The sequence below is a fragment of the Pseudomonas sp. MWU15-20650 genome (genome assembly GCF_023242475.1).
In the GTDB taxonomy this organism is placed as follows: Bacteria; Pseudomonadota; Gammaproteobacteria; order Pseudomonadales; family Pseudomonadaceae; genus Aquipseudomonas.
The window spans coordinates 107,437-128,777 of sequence record NZ_JALJFG010000008.1; the positions used below are offsets into that span (position 1 = coordinate 107,437).

Annotated in this window: 20 protein-coding genes; 7 read left to right on the top strand and 13 right to left on the bottom strand. The window is 58.0% G+C overall.

Annotation, left to right across the window (positions count from 1 at the left end; translation table 11 throughout):
* Positions 1-229: 229 nt before the first annotated feature.
* From M5B43_RS09850 to M5B43_RS09860, 3 genes are all read right to left on the bottom strand, one after another.
* On the bottom strand, positions 230-985 hold the full coding sequence (locus M5B43_RS09850; RefSeq protein WP_061435475.1) for a DeoR/GlpR family transcriptional regulator: 756 nt from the start codon (positions 983-985) through the stop codon (positions 230-232).
* A gap of 95 nt (positions 986-1,080) precedes the next feature.
* Positions 1,081-2,586 (bottom strand): glycerol kinase GlpK, encoded by a 1,506-nt coding sequence (gene glpK, locus M5B43_RS09855; protein ID WP_248749919.1) that lies wholly within the window; start codon positions 2,584-2,586, stop codon positions 1,081-1,083.
* Between the two features lie 95 nt (positions 2,587-2,681).
* Entirely contained in the window at positions 2,682-3,524 is an 843-nt protein-coding gene (locus tag M5B43_RS09860; protein ID WP_248749920.1) for an MIP/aquaporin family protein, read from the bottom strand.
* A 384-nt stretch (positions 3,525-3,908) separates the two neighbouring features.
* Between M5B43_RS09860 and ybaK the strand changes: the two genes are divergently transcribed.
* On the top strand, positions 3,909-4,379 hold the full coding sequence (gene ybaK / locus M5B43_RS09865) for a Cys-tRNA(Pro) deacylase (protein WP_248749921.1): 471 nt from the start codon (positions 3,909-3,911) through the stop codon (positions 4,377-4,379).
* An 8-nt stretch (positions 4,380-4,387) separates the two neighbouring features.
* On the opposite strand, the gene M5B43_RS09870 is transcribed toward ybaK, so the two are convergent.
* Together M5B43_RS09870 and argF are read right to left on the bottom strand one after the other, a co-directional pair.
* Positions 4,388-5,494, bottom strand: coding sequence for an ABC transporter ATP-binding protein (locus M5B43_RS09870; RefSeq protein WP_248749922.1), 1,107 nt, complete (start codon positions 5,492-5,494; stop codon positions 4,388-4,390).
* Complete coding sequence (argF, locus tag M5B43_RS09875; RefSeq protein WP_248749923.1) at positions 5,491-6,411, bottom strand: ornithine carbamoyltransferase; 921 nt, start codon at positions 6,409-6,411, stop codon at positions 5,491-5,493. Before argF ends, M5B43_RS09870 begins: the two co-directional genes overlap by 4 nt.
* A 432-nt stretch (positions 6,412-6,843) precedes the next feature.
* Between argF and M5B43_RS09880 the strand changes: the two genes are divergently transcribed.
* On the top strand, positions 6,844-8,952 hold the full coding sequence (locus M5B43_RS09880) for a molybdopterin oxidoreductase family protein (RefSeq protein ID WP_248749924.1): 2,109 nt from the start codon (positions 6,844-6,846) through the stop codon (positions 8,950-8,952).
* Between the two features lie 86 nt (positions 8,953-9,038).
* Positions 9,039-9,377, top strand: a complete 339-nt coding sequence (gene grxD, locus M5B43_RS09885) for a Grx4 family monothiol glutaredoxin (RefSeq protein WP_248749925.1) — start codon at positions 9,039-9,041, stop codon at positions 9,375-9,377.
* A 68-nt stretch (positions 9,378-9,445) separates the two neighbouring features.
* Here grxD and bfr read toward each other — a convergent pair whose 3' ends face one another.
* Positions 9,446-9,916: a bacterioferritin gene (bfr, locus tag M5B43_RS09890; protein ID WP_017738288.1), complete on the bottom strand. Its 471-nt coding sequence runs from the start codon at positions 9,914-9,916 to the stop codon at positions 9,446-9,448.
* A gap of 201 nt (positions 9,917-10,117) precedes the next feature.
* Positions 10,118-10,336: a bacterioferritin-associated ferredoxin gene (locus tag M5B43_RS09895; RefSeq protein ID WP_010564137.1), complete on the bottom strand. Its 219-nt coding sequence runs from the start codon at positions 10,334-10,336 to the stop codon at positions 10,118-10,120.
* A gap of 243 nt (positions 10,337-10,579) precedes the next feature.
* Between M5B43_RS09895 and M5B43_RS09900 the strand changes: the two genes are divergently transcribed.
* The gene (locus M5B43_RS09900) at positions 10,580-11,182 is read left to right on the top strand and encodes a peroxiredoxin (RefSeq protein WP_003172097.1); all 603 of its coding nucleotides are present in this window, start codon (positions 10,580-10,582) and stop codon (positions 11,180-11,182) included.
* Between the two features lie 65 nt (positions 11,183-11,247).
* Here M5B43_RS09900 and rnt read toward each other — a convergent pair whose 3' ends face one another.
* Together rnt and pyrC are read right to left on the bottom strand one after the other, a co-directional pair.
* Positions 11,248-11,919: a ribonuclease T gene (rnt, locus tag M5B43_RS09905; RefSeq protein WP_248749926.1), complete on the bottom strand. Its 672-nt coding sequence runs from the start codon at positions 11,917-11,919 to the stop codon at positions 11,248-11,250.
* Positions 11,916-12,962 carry a dihydroorotase gene (pyrC, locus tag M5B43_RS09910; RefSeq protein ID WP_248749927.1) on the bottom strand — a complete coding sequence of 349 codons (1,047 nt, stop codon included), beginning with the start codon at positions 12,960-12,962 and terminating at the stop codon, positions 11,916-11,918. The genes rnt and pyrC overlap by 4 nt, the downstream gene beginning before the upstream one ends.
* Before the next feature lie 156 nt (positions 12,963-13,118).
* On the opposite strand from pyrC, the gene M5B43_RS09915 reads away from it, so the two are divergent.
* From M5B43_RS09915 to M5B43_RS09925, 3 genes are all read left to right on the top strand, one after another.
* Entirely contained in the window at positions 13,119-14,027 is a 909-nt protein-coding gene (locus M5B43_RS09915; protein WP_248749928.1) for an OmpA family protein, read from the top strand.
* Between the two features lie 129 nt (positions 14,028-14,156).
* Positions 14,157-15,374, top strand: a complete 1,218-nt coding sequence (locus M5B43_RS09920; protein ID WP_034102411.1) for an argininosuccinate synthase — start codon at positions 14,157-14,159, stop codon at positions 15,372-15,374.
* A gap of 634 nt (positions 15,375-16,008) precedes the next feature.
* On the top strand, positions 16,009-16,641 hold the full coding sequence (locus tag M5B43_RS09925; RefSeq protein WP_003188986.1) for a response regulator transcription factor: 633 nt from the start codon (positions 16,009-16,011) through the stop codon (positions 16,639-16,641).
* Positions 16,642-16,725: 84 nt separating this feature from the next.
* Here M5B43_RS09925 and M5B43_RS09930 read toward each other — a convergent pair whose 3' ends face one another.
* The 4 genes from M5B43_RS09930 to metG form a co-directional block, all read right to left on the bottom strand.
* Positions 16,726-16,905, bottom strand: a complete 180-nt coding sequence (locus tag M5B43_RS09930; protein WP_248749929.1) for a hypothetical protein — start codon at positions 16,903-16,905, stop codon at positions 16,726-16,728.
* A 107-nt stretch (positions 16,906-17,012) separates the two neighbouring features.
* Positions 17,013-17,651 (bottom strand): endonuclease III, encoded by a 639-nt coding sequence (gene nth, locus M5B43_RS09935; RefSeq protein WP_248749930.1) that lies wholly within the window; start codon positions 17,649-17,651, stop codon positions 17,013-17,015.
* A 193-nt stretch (positions 17,652-17,844) separates the two neighbouring features.
* Complete coding sequence (gene rsxB / locus M5B43_RS09940) at positions 17,845-19,008, bottom strand: electron transport complex subunit RsxB (RefSeq protein ID WP_248749931.1); 1,164 nt, start codon at positions 19,006-19,008, stop codon at positions 17,845-17,847.
* Positions 19,009-19,277: 269 nt separating this feature from the next.
* A complete protein-coding gene (metG, locus tag M5B43_RS09945; protein WP_248749932.1) occupies positions 19,278-21,329 on the bottom strand; it encodes a methionine--tRNA ligase in 2,052 nt (683 codons plus the stop codon).
* Between the last annotated feature and the right edge of the window lie 12 nt (positions 21,330-21,341).

Sequence of the window (21,341 nt, forward strand, 5' to 3'; positions counted from 1 at the left end):
CGAAAATGGTAGCTGATAAACGCAGGTACAGCCACCCAACGTCGATTGAAAAAACTCATCGAAGGGCGGGAAAAGGAAAATTTGTGAACATGAGCCTGGGGAAGGCTCAGGGAAAAGGGCGTTGGATAGACGGCTATCGGGAGCCCGTCGCACCGCCCCTCCCGCACGTTGATGCATGAACCCATTCCAATGTGGGAGGAGGCTTGCCCCCGATGGCGTCAGACAGTCGCTAGACGACTTCCAGGCGAACCTTGTGATCGCTCAGCAACTGCACCAGCGCCGGCACCGGCTGCTGGTCCGTCACCAAACAGTCCACCAGGCTGATCGGCCCCAGGCGAATCATGGCGTTGCGTCCGAATTTGCTCGAGTCGGCGGCCAGGATCACCTGGCGTGCATTGGCGATGATCGCCTGGGAAACCCGCACTTCCTGGTAATCGAAGTCCAGCAGGCTGCCGTCTTCGTCGATGCCGCTGATACCCACAAGGGCAAAGTCGACCTTGAACTGATTGATGAAATCGACACTCGCCTGGCCCACCACGCCGCCGTCACGGCGCACGTTACCGCCGGTCAGCAGCACGTCGAAGTCGTCCTTGGCACTGAGCATGGTGGCGACGTTGAGGTTGTTGGTGATGATTTTCAGGTGATTGTGATTCAGCAGCGCACGCGCGATGGATTCGGTGGTGGTGCCAATATTGATGAACAGCGAGGCGTGATCGGGAATCTGGGCCGCGATGGCTTCGCCGATGCGTTGCTTTTCATCGCGCATCTGGTCGGCACGCATGGCGTACGCGGTGTTCTCGACACTGGAGTCATAGGCCGCGCCGCCGTGGTAGCGGCGCAGCAGGTTGGCGTCCGCCAGTTGGTTGATATCACGGCGGATGGTTTGCGGGGTAACAACGAACAACTGCGCCATTTCCTCGATACTGACGTAGCCGCGTTCGCGGACCAGTTCGAGGATTTGTTGTTGGCGGGGAGGCAGATTCATGGGGCGTCCTTTGGGCTGCCATACAAAAGTGGCCCATGATGACGCAGGAATCCGCTCCCTGCCAGTTACAACCCTATATGGGTCCTGCGGTTGGCTTATTCAGCACCTTCGTGAGGTTCCCAATCACGGGTGCGGCTTACCGCTTTTTGCCAGCCGGCATACAGTTTTTCTTTGGCCGTTTCTTCAAGTTGTGGTTCGAATTCGCGCTCGATCACCGCCTTGCCGCGCAATTCGTCGAGGCTGCCCCAGAAACCGCAAGCCAGGCCGGCCAGGTAGGCGGCGCCGAGTGCGGTGGTCTCGCGCATTTGCGGGCGCTCGACCTGAGTGCCGAGGATGTCGGCCTGGAACTGCATCAGGAAGTTGTTGGCCACCGCACCGCCGTCTACGCGCAGCGCCTTGAGGCGTTCGCCCGAGTCCTGCTGCATGGCGTCGAGTACGTCACGGGTCTGGTAGGCAATCGACTCCAGTGCCGCACGAATGATGTGATCCACGCGTACGCCACGGGTCAGGCCAAACAGCGCGCCACGGGCATAGGGGTCCCAGTATGGGGCGCCCAGGCCGGTGAAGGCTGGGACCAGGTACACGCCGTTGCTGTCTTTGACCTTGCCGGCGAAGTATTCGGTATCGGTGGCATCAGCGATGATCTTCAGTTCGTCACGCAGCCACTGCACAGTGGAGCCACCGTTGAACACGGCGCCTTCCAGCGCATACGCCACTTCGCCGCGAGGGCCGCAGGCGATGGTGGTAAGCATGCCGTGTTTGGATTTGACCGCTTTGTCGCCGGTGTTCATCAGCAGGAAGCAGCCGGTGCCGTAGGTGTTTTTCGCCTGACCCGGCTCTACGCACATCTGGCCGAACAGCGCCGCTTGTTGGTCGCCGGCGATACCGCCGATGGCGATGCCACTTTTGGTACGGCCGTAGATTTCCGAGGAAGATTTCACTTGCGGCAGCATTTCGCGCGGCACGTCGAGAATCTCCAGCATCTTCGCATCCCACTCCAAGGTGTGGATGTTGAAGAGCAGGGTGCGCGAAGCGTTGGTGTAGTCGGTAACGTGGGTCTTGCCGCCGGTAAATTTCCAGATCAGCCAGCTGTCGATGGTGCCAAACAGCAGTTCGCCATTACGCGCACGCTCACGGCTGCCTTCGACGTTGTCGAGGATCCACTTGAGCTTGGTGCCGGAGAAGTACGGGTCGGTGACCAGACCAGTGGTGTCGTTGATGTATTGCTCGTGGCCGTCGCGCTTGAGCTGCTGGCAGATCTCGGTGCTGCGGCGGCATTGCCACACGATCGCGTTGTAGATCGGGCGGCCGGTGATCTTGTCCCATACCACGGTGGTTTCACGCTGGTTGGTGATACCGATGGCGGCAACTTGGTCGTGGTGCAGGCCGGCCTGGGCCAGTGCCTCGACCATGACCGCGCTCTGGGTGGCGAAGATTTCCATCGGGTCATGCTCGACCCAGCCGGCTTGCGGGTAATGCTGAGTGAATTCACGTTGGGCGGTGCAAACCACGTTGGCGTCACGATCAAAGATGATCGCCCGCGAACTGGTGGTGCCCTGATCAAGGGCAATGATGTAGTTCTTATTCTGAATGTCGGTCATGTCGATTGCCTTGGACGGAAATAAGGAAGTGAGGAATCAGCCTGGGCCACAAAAGGGCAGTAGGGACCAGGCGGGAGCTATCAGGAAATACGCGTTTAGCCGTTGACAGCCGTGTCAGTTGTTTCTTGCGCTATAGCCGGTGCGGCACTTGGCAAATGGCGGGCAATCAGCCCGCGATAGGCCGCAGCACCGAGGCATGCGCCGACAATCGGCGCGAAAATCGGAACCAGGAAGTAAGGAATGTCGCGGCCACCAGTAAAGGCCATTTCACCCCAGCCTGCGAAAAAGGTCATCAGCTTGGGGCCGAAATCCCGTGCCGGGTTCATCGCAAAACCGGTCAGCGGGCCCATGGCGCTACCGATCACCGCGATCAGCAGACCGATCAGCAGAGGGGCCATGGCGCCACGTGGCAGGCCATTGTTGTCATCGGTGAGGGCCATGATCACGCCCATCAGGATGGCGGTGATCACCACTTCCACCAGGAACGCCTGGGCAGTGCTCAGCAATGCATGGGGGTAAGTGGAGAACACTGACGCCAATTCCAGGCTGGCTTGGGAGCCGCGAACCATATGATGGGTTTGTTCGTAATCGAAAAACAGGTTGCTGTAGAGCGTGTACACCAGCGCGGCGGAGCAGAAGGCGCCGGCCACTTGGGCGAGGATGTAAAACGGCAATTTGCGTTTGGGGAAATCGGCGAAAATGCTCAGCGCGATGCTGACGGCTGGGTTGAGGTGAGCTCCGGAAATCCCGGCGCTCAGGTAGATCGCCATGCTGACGCCGACCCCCCAGATAATACTGATTTCCCATAAGCCAAAGCTGGCACCCGCGACCTTGAGCGCGGCAACACATCCGGTTCCGAAGAAGATCAGCAATGCAGTCCCCAGGAACTCGGCCATGCATTGGCTCGAGAGTGAAGGCTGTTGTGTGGCAGTAGTCATGGTAAACCTCGGTTTTTGTTGTTGTAGGGCACGTGTACTCAACGGTTCAGGTGCGGTATTCACCGTGGCGAGGATCCCCATCCCCTTCGCGGCTTACTGCGTGTGTACTGCTCGTTTGAAGCCGTCAGTATTTTCTGGCGGTATTCGTAAACGAAAAAATATAGACAAGAAACGCGGCTGTCAAAGGTCGAAAGTGAACCGTCGGTCATTTCCGAACGTTTAGTAGGAAAAATGAACACTTTTCGCAGGGGGGAACACGACGCTGGCCTTGGCGTCGTTCACGTCAAAAAAGCTTTGGGGAGGCTCGTAGTAGAGCGTTTTGCCTCGAGTTGACCTAAAATCGTTCGCCAGTTTCTTCCTTGTTTAAACGCGCCAGGAGACTTCATGACCCCCGCATTGGACCTGTTGAAAAAAGTTCGCGCCGAACATCGCATCCACAGTTATGAGCATGATCCCAAGGCGGCGTCGTATGGTCTGGAGGCTGCGGAGAAGTTGGGGCTTGACCCTGCGCAGGTGTTCAAGACCCTGTTGGCGAGCAGTGAGAAAGGCGAATTGTTGGTGGCGGTGGTACCGGTCGTCGGAAGCCTGGACTTAAAAGCCCTGGCCTCTGCTGCGGGGGTGAAAAAAGTCGAGATGGCGGACCCGGCGGCGGCACAGCGTTCCACCGGCTATCTATTGGGCGGCATCAGCCCGCTGGGTCAAAAGAAACGTTTACGCACTTTTATCGACGTGACGGCGCAGCCGTTTGCGACGATTTTTGTCAGTGCCGGCAGGCGGGGCTTGGAAGTGGAATTGCCAGCGGCGGTGCTGGCTGAACATACCCAGGCCAAATTCGCAGGAATTGGCCGGGCATGACGGGGAGGCTAGGCGGGGCTGTAGCGCCGTACGCCTGAATCGGCCTGGGGGATCTGGGCCGCAACGCTGCCTGAAGCCTGGAACAGTACCAGGTGTTCAGCAGCGACACGAATGCCGACATCCACACCGACCTGATGATCGGCATGGCTGGGAAAAATCGATTCCAACTGCGCGCCGGTCGGCAGTTGCAGGCGATACAGCGTCGACGCGCCGAGGAACGTCTTGCCGACGATCCGGGCTTTCAGCGCACTGTCGGGCGCATAGACGATATCGTCGGGGCGCAACAGCACATCCACTGCGCCACCCGTGGGCCAGGTGTAGGCGCGATTGCCGCGCAGGTCACCCAGTTCGGTGCTGACCGATTCCGGGGAGCTCAATTGACCACGAATGAAGTAGCCCTGGCCGATGAAGCTGGCGACGTAGGGCGTCTGCGGTTCGTGATAAAGGTTATAGGGCGTGTCCCATTGCTCAAGACGGCCTTCTTTGAAAACACCGACGTGGTCACTGACGGCGAACGCTTCTTCCTGATCATGGGTCACCAGGATCGCGCTGGTACCCCGTGCCTTGAGGATGTCGCGCACTTCATGGCTGAGCTTGCGGCGCAATTCGCCATCGAGGTTGGAAAAAGGTTCATCCAATAACAATAGCTGTGGCTGCGGCGCCAAGGCGCGGGCGAGCGCGACACGTTGCTGCTGGCCCCCGGAAAGCTCATGGGGGAAGCGTTTGCCCAGATTCTTCAGGTTGACCAGCTCCAACAACTCCGCGACTACGTGGTCTTTGCGCGGGTGCTTGCGAATGCCGAAGGCGATATTGTCGGCCACGCTCAAATGAGGAAACAGCGCGTAGTCCTGGAACACCATGCCGATACGACGTTTCTCGGGTGCCAGGGTGAAACCGGCGCTGGAGATGATGTCGCCCGCCAGGCTGATTTCGCCTTCGTGGACCGGTTCAAACCCGGCAATCGCGCGTAAGGTGGTGGTCTTGCCGCAGCCCGAAGAGCCCAGCAGGCAACCGATGTCACCGGCATTGAGGTGCAGATTGAGGTTCTGCACTACCCGTTGAGCTTGATAGCCGCATGCCAGATTGCGCAGGTTCAGCAGTAATGGCTGGCTCATGCGTGGTGGTACGCCGGCTCAACGAGGAATTCGAGCAGGGCCTTTTGGGCATGCAGGCGGTTCTCCGCTTGGTCCCAGGCGACAGAACGCTGATCGTCCAGCAAGTCAAGGCTGATTTCTTCACCGCGGTGGGCGGGCAAGCAGTGCATGAACAGCACGTCCGGTGCCGCCAGGTCGAGCAGGGCGCGGGTGACCTGGAATGGCGCGAACAGGGCCAGGCGCTTGGCTGTTTCGTCTTCCTGGCCCATGGAGGTCCAGACGTCGGTGCTGACCAGGTGCGCGCCGATCACGGCGTCACGTGGATCGCGCAGGAGGGTGACGCGACCACCGGCTTGTTCGAGGAAGCGTGCGTCTGGCTCGTAGCCTTGCGGGCAGGCGATGCGCAGCTGGAAGTCGAACTGGATCGCCGCCTCTATATAGCTGTTGCACATGTTGTTGCCGTCGCCGATCCAGGCCACGGTCTTGCCTTGGATCGAACCACGGTGCTCAAGGAAGGTTTGCATGTCGGCCAGCAACTGGCAGGGATGCAGGTCATCGGAGAGGCCGTTGATCACGGGCACGCGGGAGTTGGCGGAAAATTCGGTCAGGGTGCTGTGGGCGAACGTGCGGATCATCACCGCGTCGAGCATGCGCGACATCACGATGGCGCAATCGCTGATCGGCTCGCCACGGCCCAGCTGGGTATCGCGCGGCGACAGGAAGATAGCCTGGCCACCCAGTTGAATCATGCCGGCTTCGAAGGACAAGCGCGTGCGGGTCGAGGACTTCTCGAAGATCATCCCGAGCACACGGTTTTTCAAAGGCTCAAACAGTACGCCGCGGTTACGCAGGTCTTTAAGCTCAATGCCTCGACGGATGATGCTGACCAGCTCTTCGGGCGTGCAATCCATCAGGGAGAGAAAGTGCCTTGCGCTCATCATTAACTACCTTTTGCAACAGACCGCAGATACTCAAAGCCTTGTTTATTGTGACAACGGGCGAGACCTGCGGCGGAAGCCGCACGGGGCGACGAAATAGGGGAAGGCGCGATATTGACATTAAATGTCGCGTCTTACCAATAGGGCTACGGTTTTTAAGGGTGTTCAAGAAGGGCGCTTAAGCGCTTTTGAAGACGATTTCCTGACAGCAGCGGACCATTTGTACACTGGCTCCGCGACCTTTTGCAATGCGTGAGGGCGGCTCCAGGCCAGGCTGCGTCGGTTTTGGAAGGTGTATGGGCAGCCTCTGAAACATTTGCTCATGCTTAGCCATGCCTTGGTCTATGCCCTCTGATTCATAACACGAACGTTGCTGGCGCCCTGGGCGGTCGCGGCCCATAGTTGGGCCAAAGCCCAATAAAGAGACTGGCCATGACCAAGACTCTCCATCACCGTGCCTGCCATTTGTGCGAAGCGATTTGCGGCCTCACCCTGGAAACCACGGCGGCCGATGACGGTAGCCTGGCGATCACGTCGATCAAAGGCGACCCTCAAGACAGTTTCAGTCGTGGGCATATCTGCCCCAAGGCGGTGGCGCTGCAGGATATCCAGAATGATCCGGATCGCCTGCGCCAGCCCATGCTGCGGGTGGGCAGCGAATGGCAGCCGATCTCGTGGGAGGATGCGTTTGCGTTGGTGGCCGAGCGTCTGGCGGGTATCCAGGCGCGGCATGGGCACAATGCGGTGGCGGTGTATCAGGGCAATCCGAGCGTGCACAACTATGGGTTGATGACTCACAGCAATTACTTTCTTGGCCAGTTGAAGACACGCAATCGCTTCTCTGCGACGTCGGTGGATCAATTGCCCCATCACCTCACCAGCCACCTCATGTACGGCCACGGCCTGTTGCTCCCAATCCCGGACATCGACCACACCGACTTCATGTTGATCCTCGGCGGTAACCCTTTGGCTTCGAACGGCAGCATCATGACGGTGCCCGATGTGGAAAAGCGCCTCAAAGCCATCCAGGCCCGGGGCGGTAAAGTGGTGGTGGTCGACCCGCGACGCAGTGAAACGGCGGCCATTGCCGATCAGCACCTGTTCGTCAGGCCGGGGGGGGACGCAGCGCTGTTGTTCGGGGTGCTCAACACCTTGTTTACAGAGCATTTGACTCGCGACAGTCATTTGCCCGTTGAAGGTATTGACGATGTGCGCAGGGCCATCGCCGGGTTCACCGCAGAGGCTATGAGTGCCCAATGCGCGGTGCCGGCCGAGCAGATTCGTCAGTTGGCGCGGGACTTCGCCGCCGCGGACAAGGCCGTGTGTTACGGACGCATGGGCGTTTCGACCCAGGCGTTCGGCACGCTCTGCCATTGGCTGGTGCAATTGATCAACCTGGTGACCGGTAACCTTGACCGCACAGGCGGTGCGCTATGCACCAGCCCGGCAGTGGACCTGGTGGCCTCCACGGGGGGTGGGCATTTCAATCGTTGGCAAAGCCGGGTTTCCGGGCGTCCGGAATATGGCGGCGAGTTGCCGGTGTCGGCATTGGCTGAGGAAATGCTCACCGAGGGTGAAGGACAAATCCGCGCATTGGTGACGGTGGCAGGCAACCCGGTGTTATCGACACCCAATGGTCGCCAGCTGGAACAGGCTCTGGATGGGTTGGAGTTCATGGTCAGTGTCGATCTCTACATCAACGAGACGACGCGCTATGCCGACCTGATCCTGCCCTCGACATCAGCGCTGGAAAACGATCACTACGACACCACGTTCAATATGTTCGCGGTGCGTAACGTCACCCGCTTCAATCGCGCAATCTTGCCCAAGCCTGAGGGCGCGCTGCATGACTGGGAGATCTTTGTCGGGTTGGCCAAGGCGTTTGCGGCACACACCGGTGTAACGCTGAAACCAACCCAGTCACCCGCGCAAATGATCGACTTCGGGCTGCGCGCCGGCGCCTATGGTGACGCGTCCGACTACAAGCTATCGGTCGCCATGTTGGCGGATCATCCCCATGGCGTCGATCTGGGGCCGCTCAAGGCCAACCTTGCCACGCGCCTGAAAACCACCGATGCAAAGGTGCAGGCTGCGCCGCCGGTGATCCTGGCGGACCTGGCGCGTTTTGCGGCGCAACCTTTGCCGGTGGCGGACGAACTGCTGCTGATCGGCCGCCGTCATGTGCGCAGCAATAATTCCTGGATGCATAACTATCACCGCTTGGTGAAAGGCAAGCCACGCCATCAGTTGCATATGCATCCTGATGACTTGGCCAGCCGGCAACTGAACGATGGCCAGCGGGTGCGTGTCAGCTCGCGCACCGGCATGATCGAGGTGGAAGTGGTGGCCAGCCTGGACATGATGCCCGGTGTCGTGAGCTTGCCCCATGGCTGGGGGCACGGTCGCCCGGGTGTGCAAATGAGCATTGCCAGTGGGCAGCCGGGCGCCAGTGCGAATGACTTGACCGACGAGCGGCAGTTGGACGAGTTATCGGGTAACGCCGCGCTAAACGGTGTGCCGGTACACGTCGCTGCGGCGTGAGGTGCCCGAGCACCGCGCTGGGATTTTGCGTTACAATGCGCCACCGTGCCGACCTGTGAGTCGCAAAGTTCCAGCCGAGGTGTTCCATGGATATCATCGAAACGATCAAAGAGCAGATTGCCAACAACACCATTCTGCTTTACATGAAGGGCGCACCTAACGCTCCTCAGTGCGGTTTCTCCGCAAAAGCGTCGCAGGCTGTCATGCAGTGTGGCGAGAAGTTCGCCTACGTGGATATCCTGCAGAACCCGGAAATTCGCGCCAACCTGCCCAAGTACGCCAACTGGCCGACGTTCCCGCAACTGTGGGTAGCCGGTGAGCTGGTCGGCGGTAGTGACATCATTACCGAGATGGCGGCTGATGGTTCGTTGCAAGCGCTGATCAAAGATGCAGCAGCAAAAGCGGCAGCCAAGTCTGAAGCTTGATTGGCCTGCAATAAAAAGCCCCGCTTCTCGAAAGAGAGCGGGGCTTTTTTGTACCTGGGCGCTAAGGGTTATTCACCCATCTGCGATTGCAGGTAGTTTTCCAGGCTGACTTTGTCGATCAGGCCCAATTGGGTTTCCAGCCAGTCGATATGTTCTTCCTGGTCTTCCAGGATATCTTCCAGCAGTTCACGGCTGCCGAAGTCGCCCTTGGTTTCGCAGTGGGCAATGGCGGCCTTGAGGTCGCTGTGGCTTTTCTGTTCGAACTTCAAGTCGCTGCTGATCATTTCCTGGGTGTGTTCACCGATGTTCAGCTTGCCCAGGTCTTGCACGTTCGGCAGCCCTTCCAGGAACAGGATGCGCTTGATCAGCGCGTCGGCGTCCTTCATGGCCTTGATCGATTCTTTGTATTCACGCTTGCCCAGCTTTTCCAGGCCCCAATCGTCGTACATGCGCGCATGCAGAAAGTACTGATTGATCGCGACCAGTTCATTGGCAAGGATTTTGTTGAGTTGCTGGATGACTGAGATGTCGCCTTTCATGACTGGGGTCCTGCCCTGTAATAGCTGTGTATAGGGCGGAGTTTGAGCGGCGAAATTCCTAGTGTCAAACCTAAGTTATTGAATAATAAATGAAAATTAATCGGAATAAGAATGTTTGTGTTCCGCGTCTTGACGCTAACTAGTTGAATTGCAGGCATAAAAAAACCGGACACTAAGTCCGGCTCTTCAAAACACGCCGATTTAAGCGTGTGTAAATTCTGCTGAATAGGGGAGCGCGGCCTGGGCTGTTTGCAGCTGCGTCAGGGTTTCCCGTACCACTTGCTTGGCGAGGCAAGCACATTTACCGCACTGGCTGGCAACGCCGGTGGTTTCACGCACTTCCTTGTAGCTGCAGCAACCTTCATAGATCGCTTCGCGGATTTGTCCGTCGGTAACGCCAGTGCAGAGGCAGACATACATAAGGGAGAACCATCGCGGGTTTAAGGCTTAAGTGCGGTGGATCTTAATGTTAACGAGAATGATTGTCAAAGTAGATTCACCGGTCTTTTTACCAAGCTGTCGGCGCGCTGACGAACGGTTTTTTCAGTGTATGATGGTCGGTCTTCACGAAGCGTGACTGCGTCACAGGGCTGTCGCTTATAAACGGCAGACTTGGGGCGGTCCTTTTACTTCAATCGTCACCCCTGCATCAGGAGATATCCAATGAGCGTACTCGTCGGCAAACAAGCCCCGGATTTCGACGTCCCAGCCGTCCTCGGCAATGGCGAAATCGTTGACAGCTTCAAACTGTCTGAAGCCATCAAAGGCAAATACGGCCTGGTGTTCTTCTACCCGCTGGACTTCACCTTCGTCTGCCCTTCGGAGCTGATCGCTCTGGACCACCGCATGGACGATTTCAAGGCACGTAACGTTGAAGTGGTTGCCGTTTCCATCGACTCCCATTTCACCCACAACGCCTGGCGTAACACAGCCATCAATGATGGCGGCATCGGCAAAGTCAAATACACCATGGCTGCCGACATGAAGCACGACATCGCCAAGGCCTACGACGTTGAGTCCGAAGGCGGCGTGGCTTTCCGTGGCGCGTTCCTGATCGACGACAAGGGCGTTGTGCGCTCGCAGATCATCAACGACCTGCCGCTGGGCCGTAACATGGAAGAGCTGATCCGCCTGGTCGACGCTCTGCAATTCCACGAAGAGCACGGTGAAGTTTGCCCTGCCAACTGGAAAAAAGGCGACAAAGGCATGAACGCTTCGCCAGAAGGCGTTGCGGCTTACCTGACCGAGAATGCTGGCAAGCTGTAAGCCAGTTTCACGGTGAAAAAAAACCGGCCTGAGAAGGCCGGTTTTTTTATGTGCGGGAAACGACCTCAGTCGTTGAAATCTTCCCAGCCGCCCATCTGTTTCCAGCGATTGACGATGCCACAGAACAGCTCGGCGGTCTTCTCGGTGTCGTAGCGGGCCGAGTGGGCCTCACGCCCGTCAAAGTCGATACCCGCTGCCTGGCAGGCTTTGGCCAGTACGGTCTGACCATAGGCCAGGCCGGCAAGGGTGGCGGTGTCGAAACTGGAGAACGGGTGAAACGGGTTGCGCTTCATGTCCAGCCGCGCCACGGCAGCATTCAGGAAGCCCAGGTCAAAGCTGCTGTTATGCCCGACCAGGATCGCGCGTTTGCAGCCATTGGCCTTCAGCGCCTTGCGCACGCCACGGAAGATATCGGTCAGCGCCGCTTCTTCAGTCACGGCCATGCGCAGCGGATGATCGAGCTTGATCCCGGTGAACTCCAGGGCTGCGGCTTCAATATTCGCGCCCTCGAACGGCTCGACCCGGAAGAAGTGGGTGTGCTCCGGGAACACAAACCCCTGTTCATCCATGCCGATGGTGGTGGCGGCGATTTCCAGCAAGGCGTCGGTGGCGCAATTGAAACCACCGGTTTCTACGTCGATGACAACCGGCAGATAGCCGCGAAACCGCTCGGCCATCGGGTGACGGGAGCCGCCACCACTGTGCTCGTGTTCGTCGTCGTAATGGTCTTCACTCACTTGCTTTCCTCCAGCAGGCGCCAGCGCAGTGTTTCACCGGCGCGCAGCGGGATAACAGTCAGCTCGCCAAACGGCAGGCTGGCAGGGGCGGTCCAGTCTTCACGAACCAGGGTGATACGGTCGGTATTCGCCGGCAAGCCGTAGAAACGCGGGCCATTGAGGCTGGCGAAGCCTTCGAGCTTGTCCAGGGCATTGCGCTGGTCAAACGCTTCGGCGTACAACTCGATCGCCGCATAAGCGGTGTAGCAACCGGCACACCCGCACGCAGCTTCTTTTGCGTGCTGGGCGTGGGGCGCAGAGTCGGTACCGAGGAAGAATTTCGGGTTACCGCTGGTGGCGGCATCCAGCAACGCCACCTGGTGTGTATTGCGCTTGAGGATCGGCAGGCAATAGAAATGCGGCCGAATACCCCCCACCAGCATGTGGTTGCGGTTGTAGAGCAGGTGGTGCGCGGTGATGGTCGCGCCAACATTGGCCGAAGCCTCGGTGACGAACTGCACGGCGTCAGCAGTGGTGATGTGTTCGAACACCACTTTCAGGGTCGGGAACAGCTCGACCACTCGGCGCATATGTTCATCGATGAAGATTTTCTCGCGATCGAACACGTCCACATCACCACGGGTGACTTCACCGTGGATCAGCAGCGGCATGCCGACTTCGGCCATGGCTTCGATGGCCGGCAGGATCTTGTCGATACTGGTCACGCCGGAATCGGAGTTGGTGGTCGCGCCCGCCGGGTACAGCTTGGCGGCGTGCACGAAGCCGCTGGCCTTGGCCTGGCGAATTTCGTCAGGCTGGGTACGGTCGGTGAGGTAGAGCACCATCAACGGTTCGAAGCGGCTGCCGGCCGGTCTCGCAGCGAGGATACGCTGGCGATAGGCATCGGCTTCTGCGGCATTACGTACCGGAGGTACCAGGTTAGGCATGATGATGGCGCGGCCGAACGTGCGCGCAACATCGGCCACGGTTTGGGGTAACGCAGCACCATCGCGAAGATGAATATGCCAGTCGTCGGGACGCAGCAGGGTCAGGCGGTCGGACATTGGGAATTCCAGGCGGGTCAATCTGGTGGGAATGCTACCGGAAAAGACACTTGCAGGCACTCGCTATCAAGTTTTGCAGGATGCAACCGATAGCCTTTCGTATGCCTTATCGATGTATGACGCTTTGAAGTGTTGTAGAAACCAGTGGAGCCTCCCGTGCGCCAGCATTATCTAGCCCTGCTCAGTGTGTTCGCCAGCCTGCCTGCGATGGCCCTCACGTTCCAGACACGTCTGGAGAATATTGAGTGGAAGGTAGAAGGCGACCAGTTCGAGTGCCGCCTGACCCAGCCGATCACCGATTTCGGTTCAGGGGAATTCGTGCGCCGGGCCGGCGAGCAGGCGACATTTCGTCTGAAAGCCTACAGCGGCTCTCTGGGTGCGGGGTCGGCGACCTTATTGGCTGCCGCGGCCCCCTGGCAGCCAGGCCGAGGTGATATCAACCTCGGCGCCGTACGTGCAGGCAGTGGTGACGTACTGTTCAACAGCTCCCAGGCCCAGGCCGGGCGTCTGTTCACCGGGTTGCTCGAAGGGCGCAGCCCGACCGTACGGCATTACGGGCGAGAGGGCGGTTACTCGGAAATTCGCCTGCTGCCGGTGAAATTCAACAAGGCATACAACGACTATCAGGTGTGCACCACCAAGCTGCTGTCGATGAATTACGACCAGGTCAAACAGACGGAAGTCGGGTTCCCCGGTGGCGGCATTGAGCTCGACGCGGCTGCCAAGAAGAAGTTGTCGGTGATTCTCGCGTTCATGAAAGCCGACCCTACGGTCAACCATATCGAGTTGAATGGTCATTCGGACAATAGTGGTAACCGCCTGACTAACCGCGACGTCTCACGCCGCCGCGCCCTGGCGGTGATGGATTACTTCAAGGCCAACGGCATCCAGGAGTCGCAGATCACGATGCGTTTCCATGGAGAGAGCTATCCATTGGCACCCAACACCAACGCCGCCAACCGCGCGCGCAACCGTCGCGTGAATATCCAGCTTGAACGGGTGGCGGCCCCCGAGAAACCGGCGCCCCAGGCCACCGGCCCAAGCAACCCGGCGCATACGTCATAACGTGCGACCATCGGTCGCCCACTCGACATAATCTGTCGCTTTATCTTCATTTGCTGTCGCGCCTCTGTAATTTCATGGTTTTGGTCGGTAGAATCGACGCCTTTCCGTACAACCCCGTGGAGTGATGGCATGGCCGACGTAAACAAGGTCGTTCTCGCGTATTCCGGCGGCCTGGACACTTCGGTGATCCTCAAGTGGCTGCAGGATACTTATAACTGTGAAGTGGTGACCTTCACCGCTGACCTGGGTCAGGGCGAAGAGGTCGAACCTGCACGTGCCAAGGCGCAAGCCATGGGCGTGAAAGAGATCTACATTGATGACCTGCGCGAAGAGTTCGTCCGCGATTTCGTCTTCCCGATGTTTCGCGCCAACACCGTCTACGAAGGTGAGTACCTGCTGGGTACCTCCATCGCGCGTCCGCTGATCGCCAAGCGCCTGATCGAAATCGCCAACGAAACCGGTGCAGATGCCATTTCCCATGGCGCCACTGGCAAAGGCAATGACCAGGTGCGTTTCGAGCTGGGTGCCTATGCACTCAAGCCTGGCGTGAAAGTGATCGCGCCTTGGCGTGAGTGGGACCTGCTGTCACGTGAAAAACTGATGGATTACGCTGAAAAGCACGCCATCCCGATCGAGCGTCACGGTAAGAAGAAGTCCCCGTACTCGATGGATGCCAATCTGCTGCACATCTCCTATGAAGGCGGCGTGCTGGAAGACACCTGGACCGAGCATGAAGAAGACATGTGGCGTTGGACCGTCTCCCCGGAGAACGCACCCGACAAGCCGCAATACCTTGAGCTGACCTACCGTAATGGCGATATCGTCGCGCTGGACGGCGTCGAAATGACACCGGCCACCGTACTGGCGACCCTGAATCGTATCGGCGGCGAACATGGTATCGGCCGTCTCGACATCGTCGAGAACCGTTATGTGGGCATGAAGTCCCGTGGCTGCTATGAAACTCCAGGCGGCACTATCATGCTGCGCGCCCACCGTGCGATCGAGTCCATCACCCTGGACCGTGAAGTCGCTCACCTTAAAGACGAGCTGATGCCCAAGTACGCCAGCCTGATCTACACCGGTTACTGGTGGAGCCCTGAGCGCCTGATGCTGCAACAGATGATCGACGCGTCCCAGGCCCATGTGAACGGTGTCGTACGCCTGAAGCTGTACAAGGGCAACGTGATCGTCACCGGCCGCAAGTCCGATGATTCGTTGTTCGACGCCAACATCGCCACCTTTGAAGAGGACGGCGGTGCTTACAACCAGGCGGATGCGGCGGGCTTTATCAAGCTCAATGCACTGCGCATGCGTATCGCTGCCAACAAGGGTCGCTCGTTGTTCTGAGTGTTGCCCGTATTGTAAAAAATGGCCCCTTGTTCAGGGGCCATTTTTTTTACCTGAATAAAGGCGCGTAAACATCAAGCGGATGTATGACGTTTACCGATGTTTAGCGCATGTTTAAGTTATTTTTGTGAAAGTTTTAACCGGTGTTGTTTCGAGAACAGGTCTTTTGTTTTTTACGAGGAATTAATTTTTACATCTGAGTAGGAACCATGTCCTACAGAATATTCACTCATATAAGCGAAAAGGATATGTGAATTGTTGAAAATTCTGTAGGAATTATGGATGCGTATAAATATGTTAAATGGAACTAAAGAAAACGGGATTTCGTCACCGTCTCCCAGGCTTAACAGCGACAAACAAGGGATCTTTCCTGAAAGACCTGTGCGGTACGTTTACCTTTCATGGCTTATGCCGAGGATAATTCACTCAAAATATTTGCAGGCCAGGAAAGGTCTGAAAGGTCCCATAGAGCCACATGCATCTAAGTTGGCGAGTTTTTGTAGGTTAATTCCTATCTTGTTGTGGGGTGGGTCTCTGTCTGCTGTTGCTCGGGGGGGAGCTCTATGCCAACTATTAAGCGACTAGGCTATTGTGCTTGCTCTAAATAATTCGAACAGCGAAATTGGACTTTCTCATGAATAAAGTGCTGATCGTGGATGATCATCCCGTCATTCGTCTTGCTGTGCGCATGCTAATGGAGCGTCATGGTTATGAGGTCGTTGCCGAGACTGATAACGGTGTCGATGCGTTGCAACTTGCACGGGAACATATGCCGGACATTGTCATACTGGATATCGGAATCCCGAAACTCGATGGCCTGGAAGTTATTTGTCGGCTGGCCTCAACCAAACAAGCCGTGTCGTTCAAGGTGCTGGTGCTGACCTCACAGGCTCCTGGCCATTTTTCCATGCGCTGCATGCAGGCGGGAGCGGCGGGCTATGTATGCAAGCAGCAGGACCTGACCGAGTTGTTGAGTGCCATCAAGGCGGTCCTCTCCGGTTACAGCTACTTCCCGAACCAGGCGCTGAACTCGGTGCGCTCAACCATGGGTAACGCCAGCGAAGCCGACATGGTCGAACGCTTGTCGGGCCGAGAGATGATGGTGCTGCAACAGCTGGCCCGTGGCAAAACCAACAAGGAGATCGCCGACGGTATGTTCCTCAGTAACAAAACCGTCAGCACCTACAAGACTCGCCTGCTACTGAAACTCAATGCCCGTTCCCTCGTTGACTTGATCGAGCTGGCTCAACGCAACGGTCTGGTATAAAGGCCGGCGCTCCACCGCTTGAACGCCCGTGTAACCGGCAGAAAAAAGCCTCCGTCAGGAGGCTTCCGGTCATCAGCGACCCGATTAGAGATCGAAGTCGTAATCGGCCAGCTGTTTTTGCAAGCGTCGCTCTTCCAGAAGATTGTCGATAGTGCGGCGTTTGCTCAAATTGGTCTTGGCCACCTCTACAACAGGGGCTTCCCCATCGTCATCCGACTCAACGAGGTCGTCTTCTACATCCAGTTGTTCTTTGCCAGTGCTCATACGGTTAACTCCAGGCTAAGACTGCCGTTGGCGCCCCTTATAACGATATTCCATGAGTGGGTAAAAAAGATTTTTTCAATCGACTGATGAAAAAAATCAATGAACACTCAATCGTCAGACGTCTTGTCCTTGTATTCACACAGATCTTCGATACGGCAGCTGCCACAGCGAGGCTTGCGTGCCTGGCAAACGTAGCGACCGTGAAGGATCAGCCAGTGATGAGCGTCGAGCAAATATGGCTTGGGTACGAACTTCATCAATTGCTTTTCCACCTCGACCACGTTCTTGCCGCGTGCAATACCGGTTCGGTTGCTGACACGGAAAATGTGCGTGTCCACCGCCATGGTCAACTGCCGGAATGCGGTGTTGAGCACAACGTTAGCGGTCTTGCGGCCCACACCGGGCAACGCCTCAAGGGCTTCACGGGTTTGCGGTACCTCGCCATCGTGCAACTCGACCAGCAGGCGGCAGGTCTCGATAACGTTCTTGGCCTTGCTGTTGTACAGGCCGATGGTCTTGATGTATTCGGACAAGCCTTCCACACCCAGGGCATAAATCGCCGCGGGCGTATTCGCCACGGGATATAACTTGGCGGTGGCCTTGTTGACGCCAACGTCAGTGGATTGGGCCGACAGGATCACCGCAATCAGCAACTCGAATGGCGAGGAGTAGGCCAGTTCAGTTTTAGGTTCCGGATTGTCTTCGTGAAGCCTACGGAAAATTTCCAGACGTTTTGCGGCGTTCATGGGGCGAATGGTTCCTTGCTGGCGGTCAGCGTGATTTCGAAAAAAGGGTCCAACAATCCAGGCAGGATAAACCCGACAGGCTCCAATAGGGTGGCTGTAGTGTCGCGTAACAACCTCTGGCTTATACAGCCGTCACCTCGCCCGCCTGCCCGCCGGTGGCTCCAGCAAGGCACGCGCCAACGCTTTTTGTGGATCAGTCATCGAGGTAGGCGTCCACCTGTCGCTGCGCATCTTCCAGTTTGCGTTGCGCGGCGTTCAGTTCATCTGCGCTGACGCCCAGTTGGCGTTGTAATTTGCTGACATCGGCACGAGCGTAGGCCACGGCAGTTTTCAATTGGCGCAGTTGGCTGTCGATGGGCCGTTTTTCCGACCGTTGCAAATCCGGTCGAGGCTGCTCTGAAAGGGCCTCGGCGTCATGCAGGGTTTGCTCGGCGGCCATCAGCGCAGCCCTCAAGGTTGCCAGATGCTGTTCGTCAGTGTTCTGTTCCTGAGCTTTTTTCAACTCGGCGCGACGCATGGCCAACTGAATCTTGGCACGTTTGAGTTCCGGGTCTTTAGGTGTCGAGGGCGCAGGGGGGCTGTTCACTTCAAGCGTAGCGAGTGCCTGCTCTGCCGCTTCAAACTGTTGTTGCAAGATGATCAGTTGTGACTGTTGTTCAAAGGTCGGTGGATGACCAAACGCCTTCAAGGACTTATGTAATTGGGCGCGGCTCATCGCGACATTGATTTTGGCTTTCTTGACCGCTGCATCCCGAGCAACCTGATCGTTGTCAGCGGGTGGCACTTGCACCGGCGCCGAGCGCTTGGCCCGTGCCAGGCGTTCAGCTAGCCTGTGGGCCTCTTCCCGTTGCAGGCGCGCGTTGCGGTGTTCATAACGCCGCCGTGCACGGTCGCGCTTGAGGCCACGTTCATGGCGCTCGTGATCGTTGGTTGCCAGGCCACCCACAATTGGCAGCACGCTGGCCAGGGGGCGCATTTCAATGCAGTCAACAGGGCAGGGGGCGACACACAGGTCGCAACCGGTGCACTCATCAATAATGACCGTGTGCATCAACTTGGCGGCGCCCACAATGGCATCCACCGGGCAAGCCTGAATGCATTTGGTGCAACCGATGCATTCTGCTTCACGGATATAGGCGACCTGGGCCGGGGCTTCGCCACGACTGGCGTCCAACTCCAACACGGGGACGCAGAGCAACTGCGCAAGCCCCGCGATGGTCTCCTGACCGCCCGGCGGGCACTTGTTGATTGCCTCGCCTTGAGCGATGCCCTCGGCGTAGGGCTTGCAGCCCGGGTGCCCGCACTTGCCGCATTGAGTCTGCGGCAGCAGCGCGTCGATACGTTGAATCAGGTTCATGCTTTGATCATTGTGTTGAAGCCCGGAAGCGCCGTCGCCATCGGTACGCGGGTGACCCTTCCCAAGGCATGCCAATGCGAGCGGGCACCACACGTCGGCACCGAGGCTACAACCGGCGGTATCTGCAGCACGAGGCTGCTGATGAGGGGAAGGAACATATCGGTCATGGGCATGCCGGTTAAACAAACAGGGCCTGATTATCCGGCAAGCAAGAAAGGGGTACTAGCTGAAAAGCCCTGTCGCTGAAACGACAGGGCTGTCTTGCAGGTTTACTTGATGCGCTGACCCGGCTTGGCGCCGCTGTCCGGGCTCAGCAGGTAGATTTCCTCACCGCCAGGACCGGCCGCCATCACCATGCCTTCGGAGATGCCGAACTTCATTTTCCGTGGCTTGAGGTTGGCGATCATCATGGTCAGGCGGCCATCGAGCTTGGACGGGTCCGGATAAGCGCTCTTGATGCCGGAGAATACATTGCGCTGCTCGCCACCCAGGTCCAGTGTCAGGCGCAGCAGTTTGTCGGCGCCCTCCACGGCTTCGGCCTTGACGATCAGCGCGACACGCAGGTCTACGGCGGCAAAGGCGTCGAAATCGATTTCGGCAGAGATCGGATCTTTCTCCAGCTCACCATTGCCCGCTGGTGCAGTTGAGCCGGTATCGGTCTGGCTGGCAACCAGGTCTTCTTTCGACGCGTCTGTCATGGCCTGGACCTTCACTGGGTCGATACGGGTCATCAATGGCTTGAACTCATTCAATTGATGGTTGCTGAGCAGTGTGGCGTGGTCGTTCCAGGTCAACGGCGCAACATTGAGGAATGCCTCGGCATCAGCGGCCAGCAACGGCAGCACCGGCTTGAGGAAGATCACCAACTGGCGGAACAGGTTGATGCCCGTGGCACAGATCGCCTGGACTTCAGCCTGCTTGCCGTCCTGCTTGTTCAGCGACCACGGCGCCTTGTCGGCGATCCAGGCGTTGGCACGGTCGGCCAGGCCCATGATCTCGCGCATGGCACGGGCAAAATCGCGGGCTTCATAGGCATCGGCGATGCTGGGGGCGGCGGCCAGGAACGCTTCGGTCAGTTCCGGCGCGGCGTTTTCCGCCACCAGTACACCGGCGTTGCCCTTGTGGATAAACCCGGCGCAACGGCTGGCGATGTTAACGACTTTGCCGACCAGGTCCGAGTTGACCTTCTGTACGAAGTCTTCCAGATTCAGGTCGAGGTCGTCGACGCCACGACCCAGCTTGGAGGCATAGTAATAGCGCAGGTATTCCGGCGACAGGTGGTCCAGGTAGGTGCGCGCCTTGATAAAGGTGCCACGGGACTTGGACATTTTCTGCCCGTTGACCGTCAGGTAGCCGTGTACGGCAATGCCGGTCGGCTTGCGGTAGCCCGAACCTTCGAGCATTGCCGGCCAGAACAGGGCGTGGAAGTTGACGATGTCCTTGCCGATGAAGTGGTACAGCTCGGCGGTGGAGTCCTTGGCCCAGAACGCGTCGAAGTCCAACTCCGGCGTGCGGTCGCAGAGGTTCTTGAAGCTGGCCATGTAGCCGATTGGCGCGTCCAGCCATACGTAGAAGTACTTGCCAGGCTCGCCCGGGATTTCAAAACCGAAGTACGGCGCATCGCGGGAGATGTCCCACTGTTGCAGGCCGGCGTCCAGCCATTCGGCAATCTTGTTGGCCACGGCGTCCTGCAGGGTGCCGCTGCGGGTCCAGGTTTGCAGCATCTGCTGAAAATCGGGGAGCTTGAAGAAGAAGTGCTGGGAGTCCTTCAACACCGGAATGGCGCCGGAGATGGCCGAGCGTGGGTTCTTCAGGTCAGTCGGTGCGTAGGTGGCACCGCATTTCTCGCAGTTGTCGCCGTACTGGTCTTCAGTGCCGCATTTCGGGCAGGTGCCCTTGATGAAGCGGTCGGCCAGGAACATTTTCTTTTCCGGGTCGAAATACTGGGTGATCGAGCGCGTGGCAATGTGCCCGGCGTCTTTGAGGCGCAGGTAGATCTGGCTCGACAGTTCGCGGTTTTCTTCGGAATGGGTCGAGTGGAAGTTGTCGAAATCCACCAGGAACTCGGCAAAGTCGGCGCTGTGTTCAGCCTGCACATTGGCGATCAGTTGTTCCGGGGTGATCCCTTCCTTTTCGGCGCGCAACATGATGGCCGAACCGTGGGCGTCGTCCGCGCAGACATAGATGCATTGATTGCCGCGATGCTTCTGGAAGCGCACCCACATATCGGTCTGGATGTACTCAAGCATATGGCCAAGATGGATGGAACCATTGGCATAGGGCAGGGCGCTGGTGACGAGGATCTTGCGTGGCTCGGACATGGGGCTCGGCTA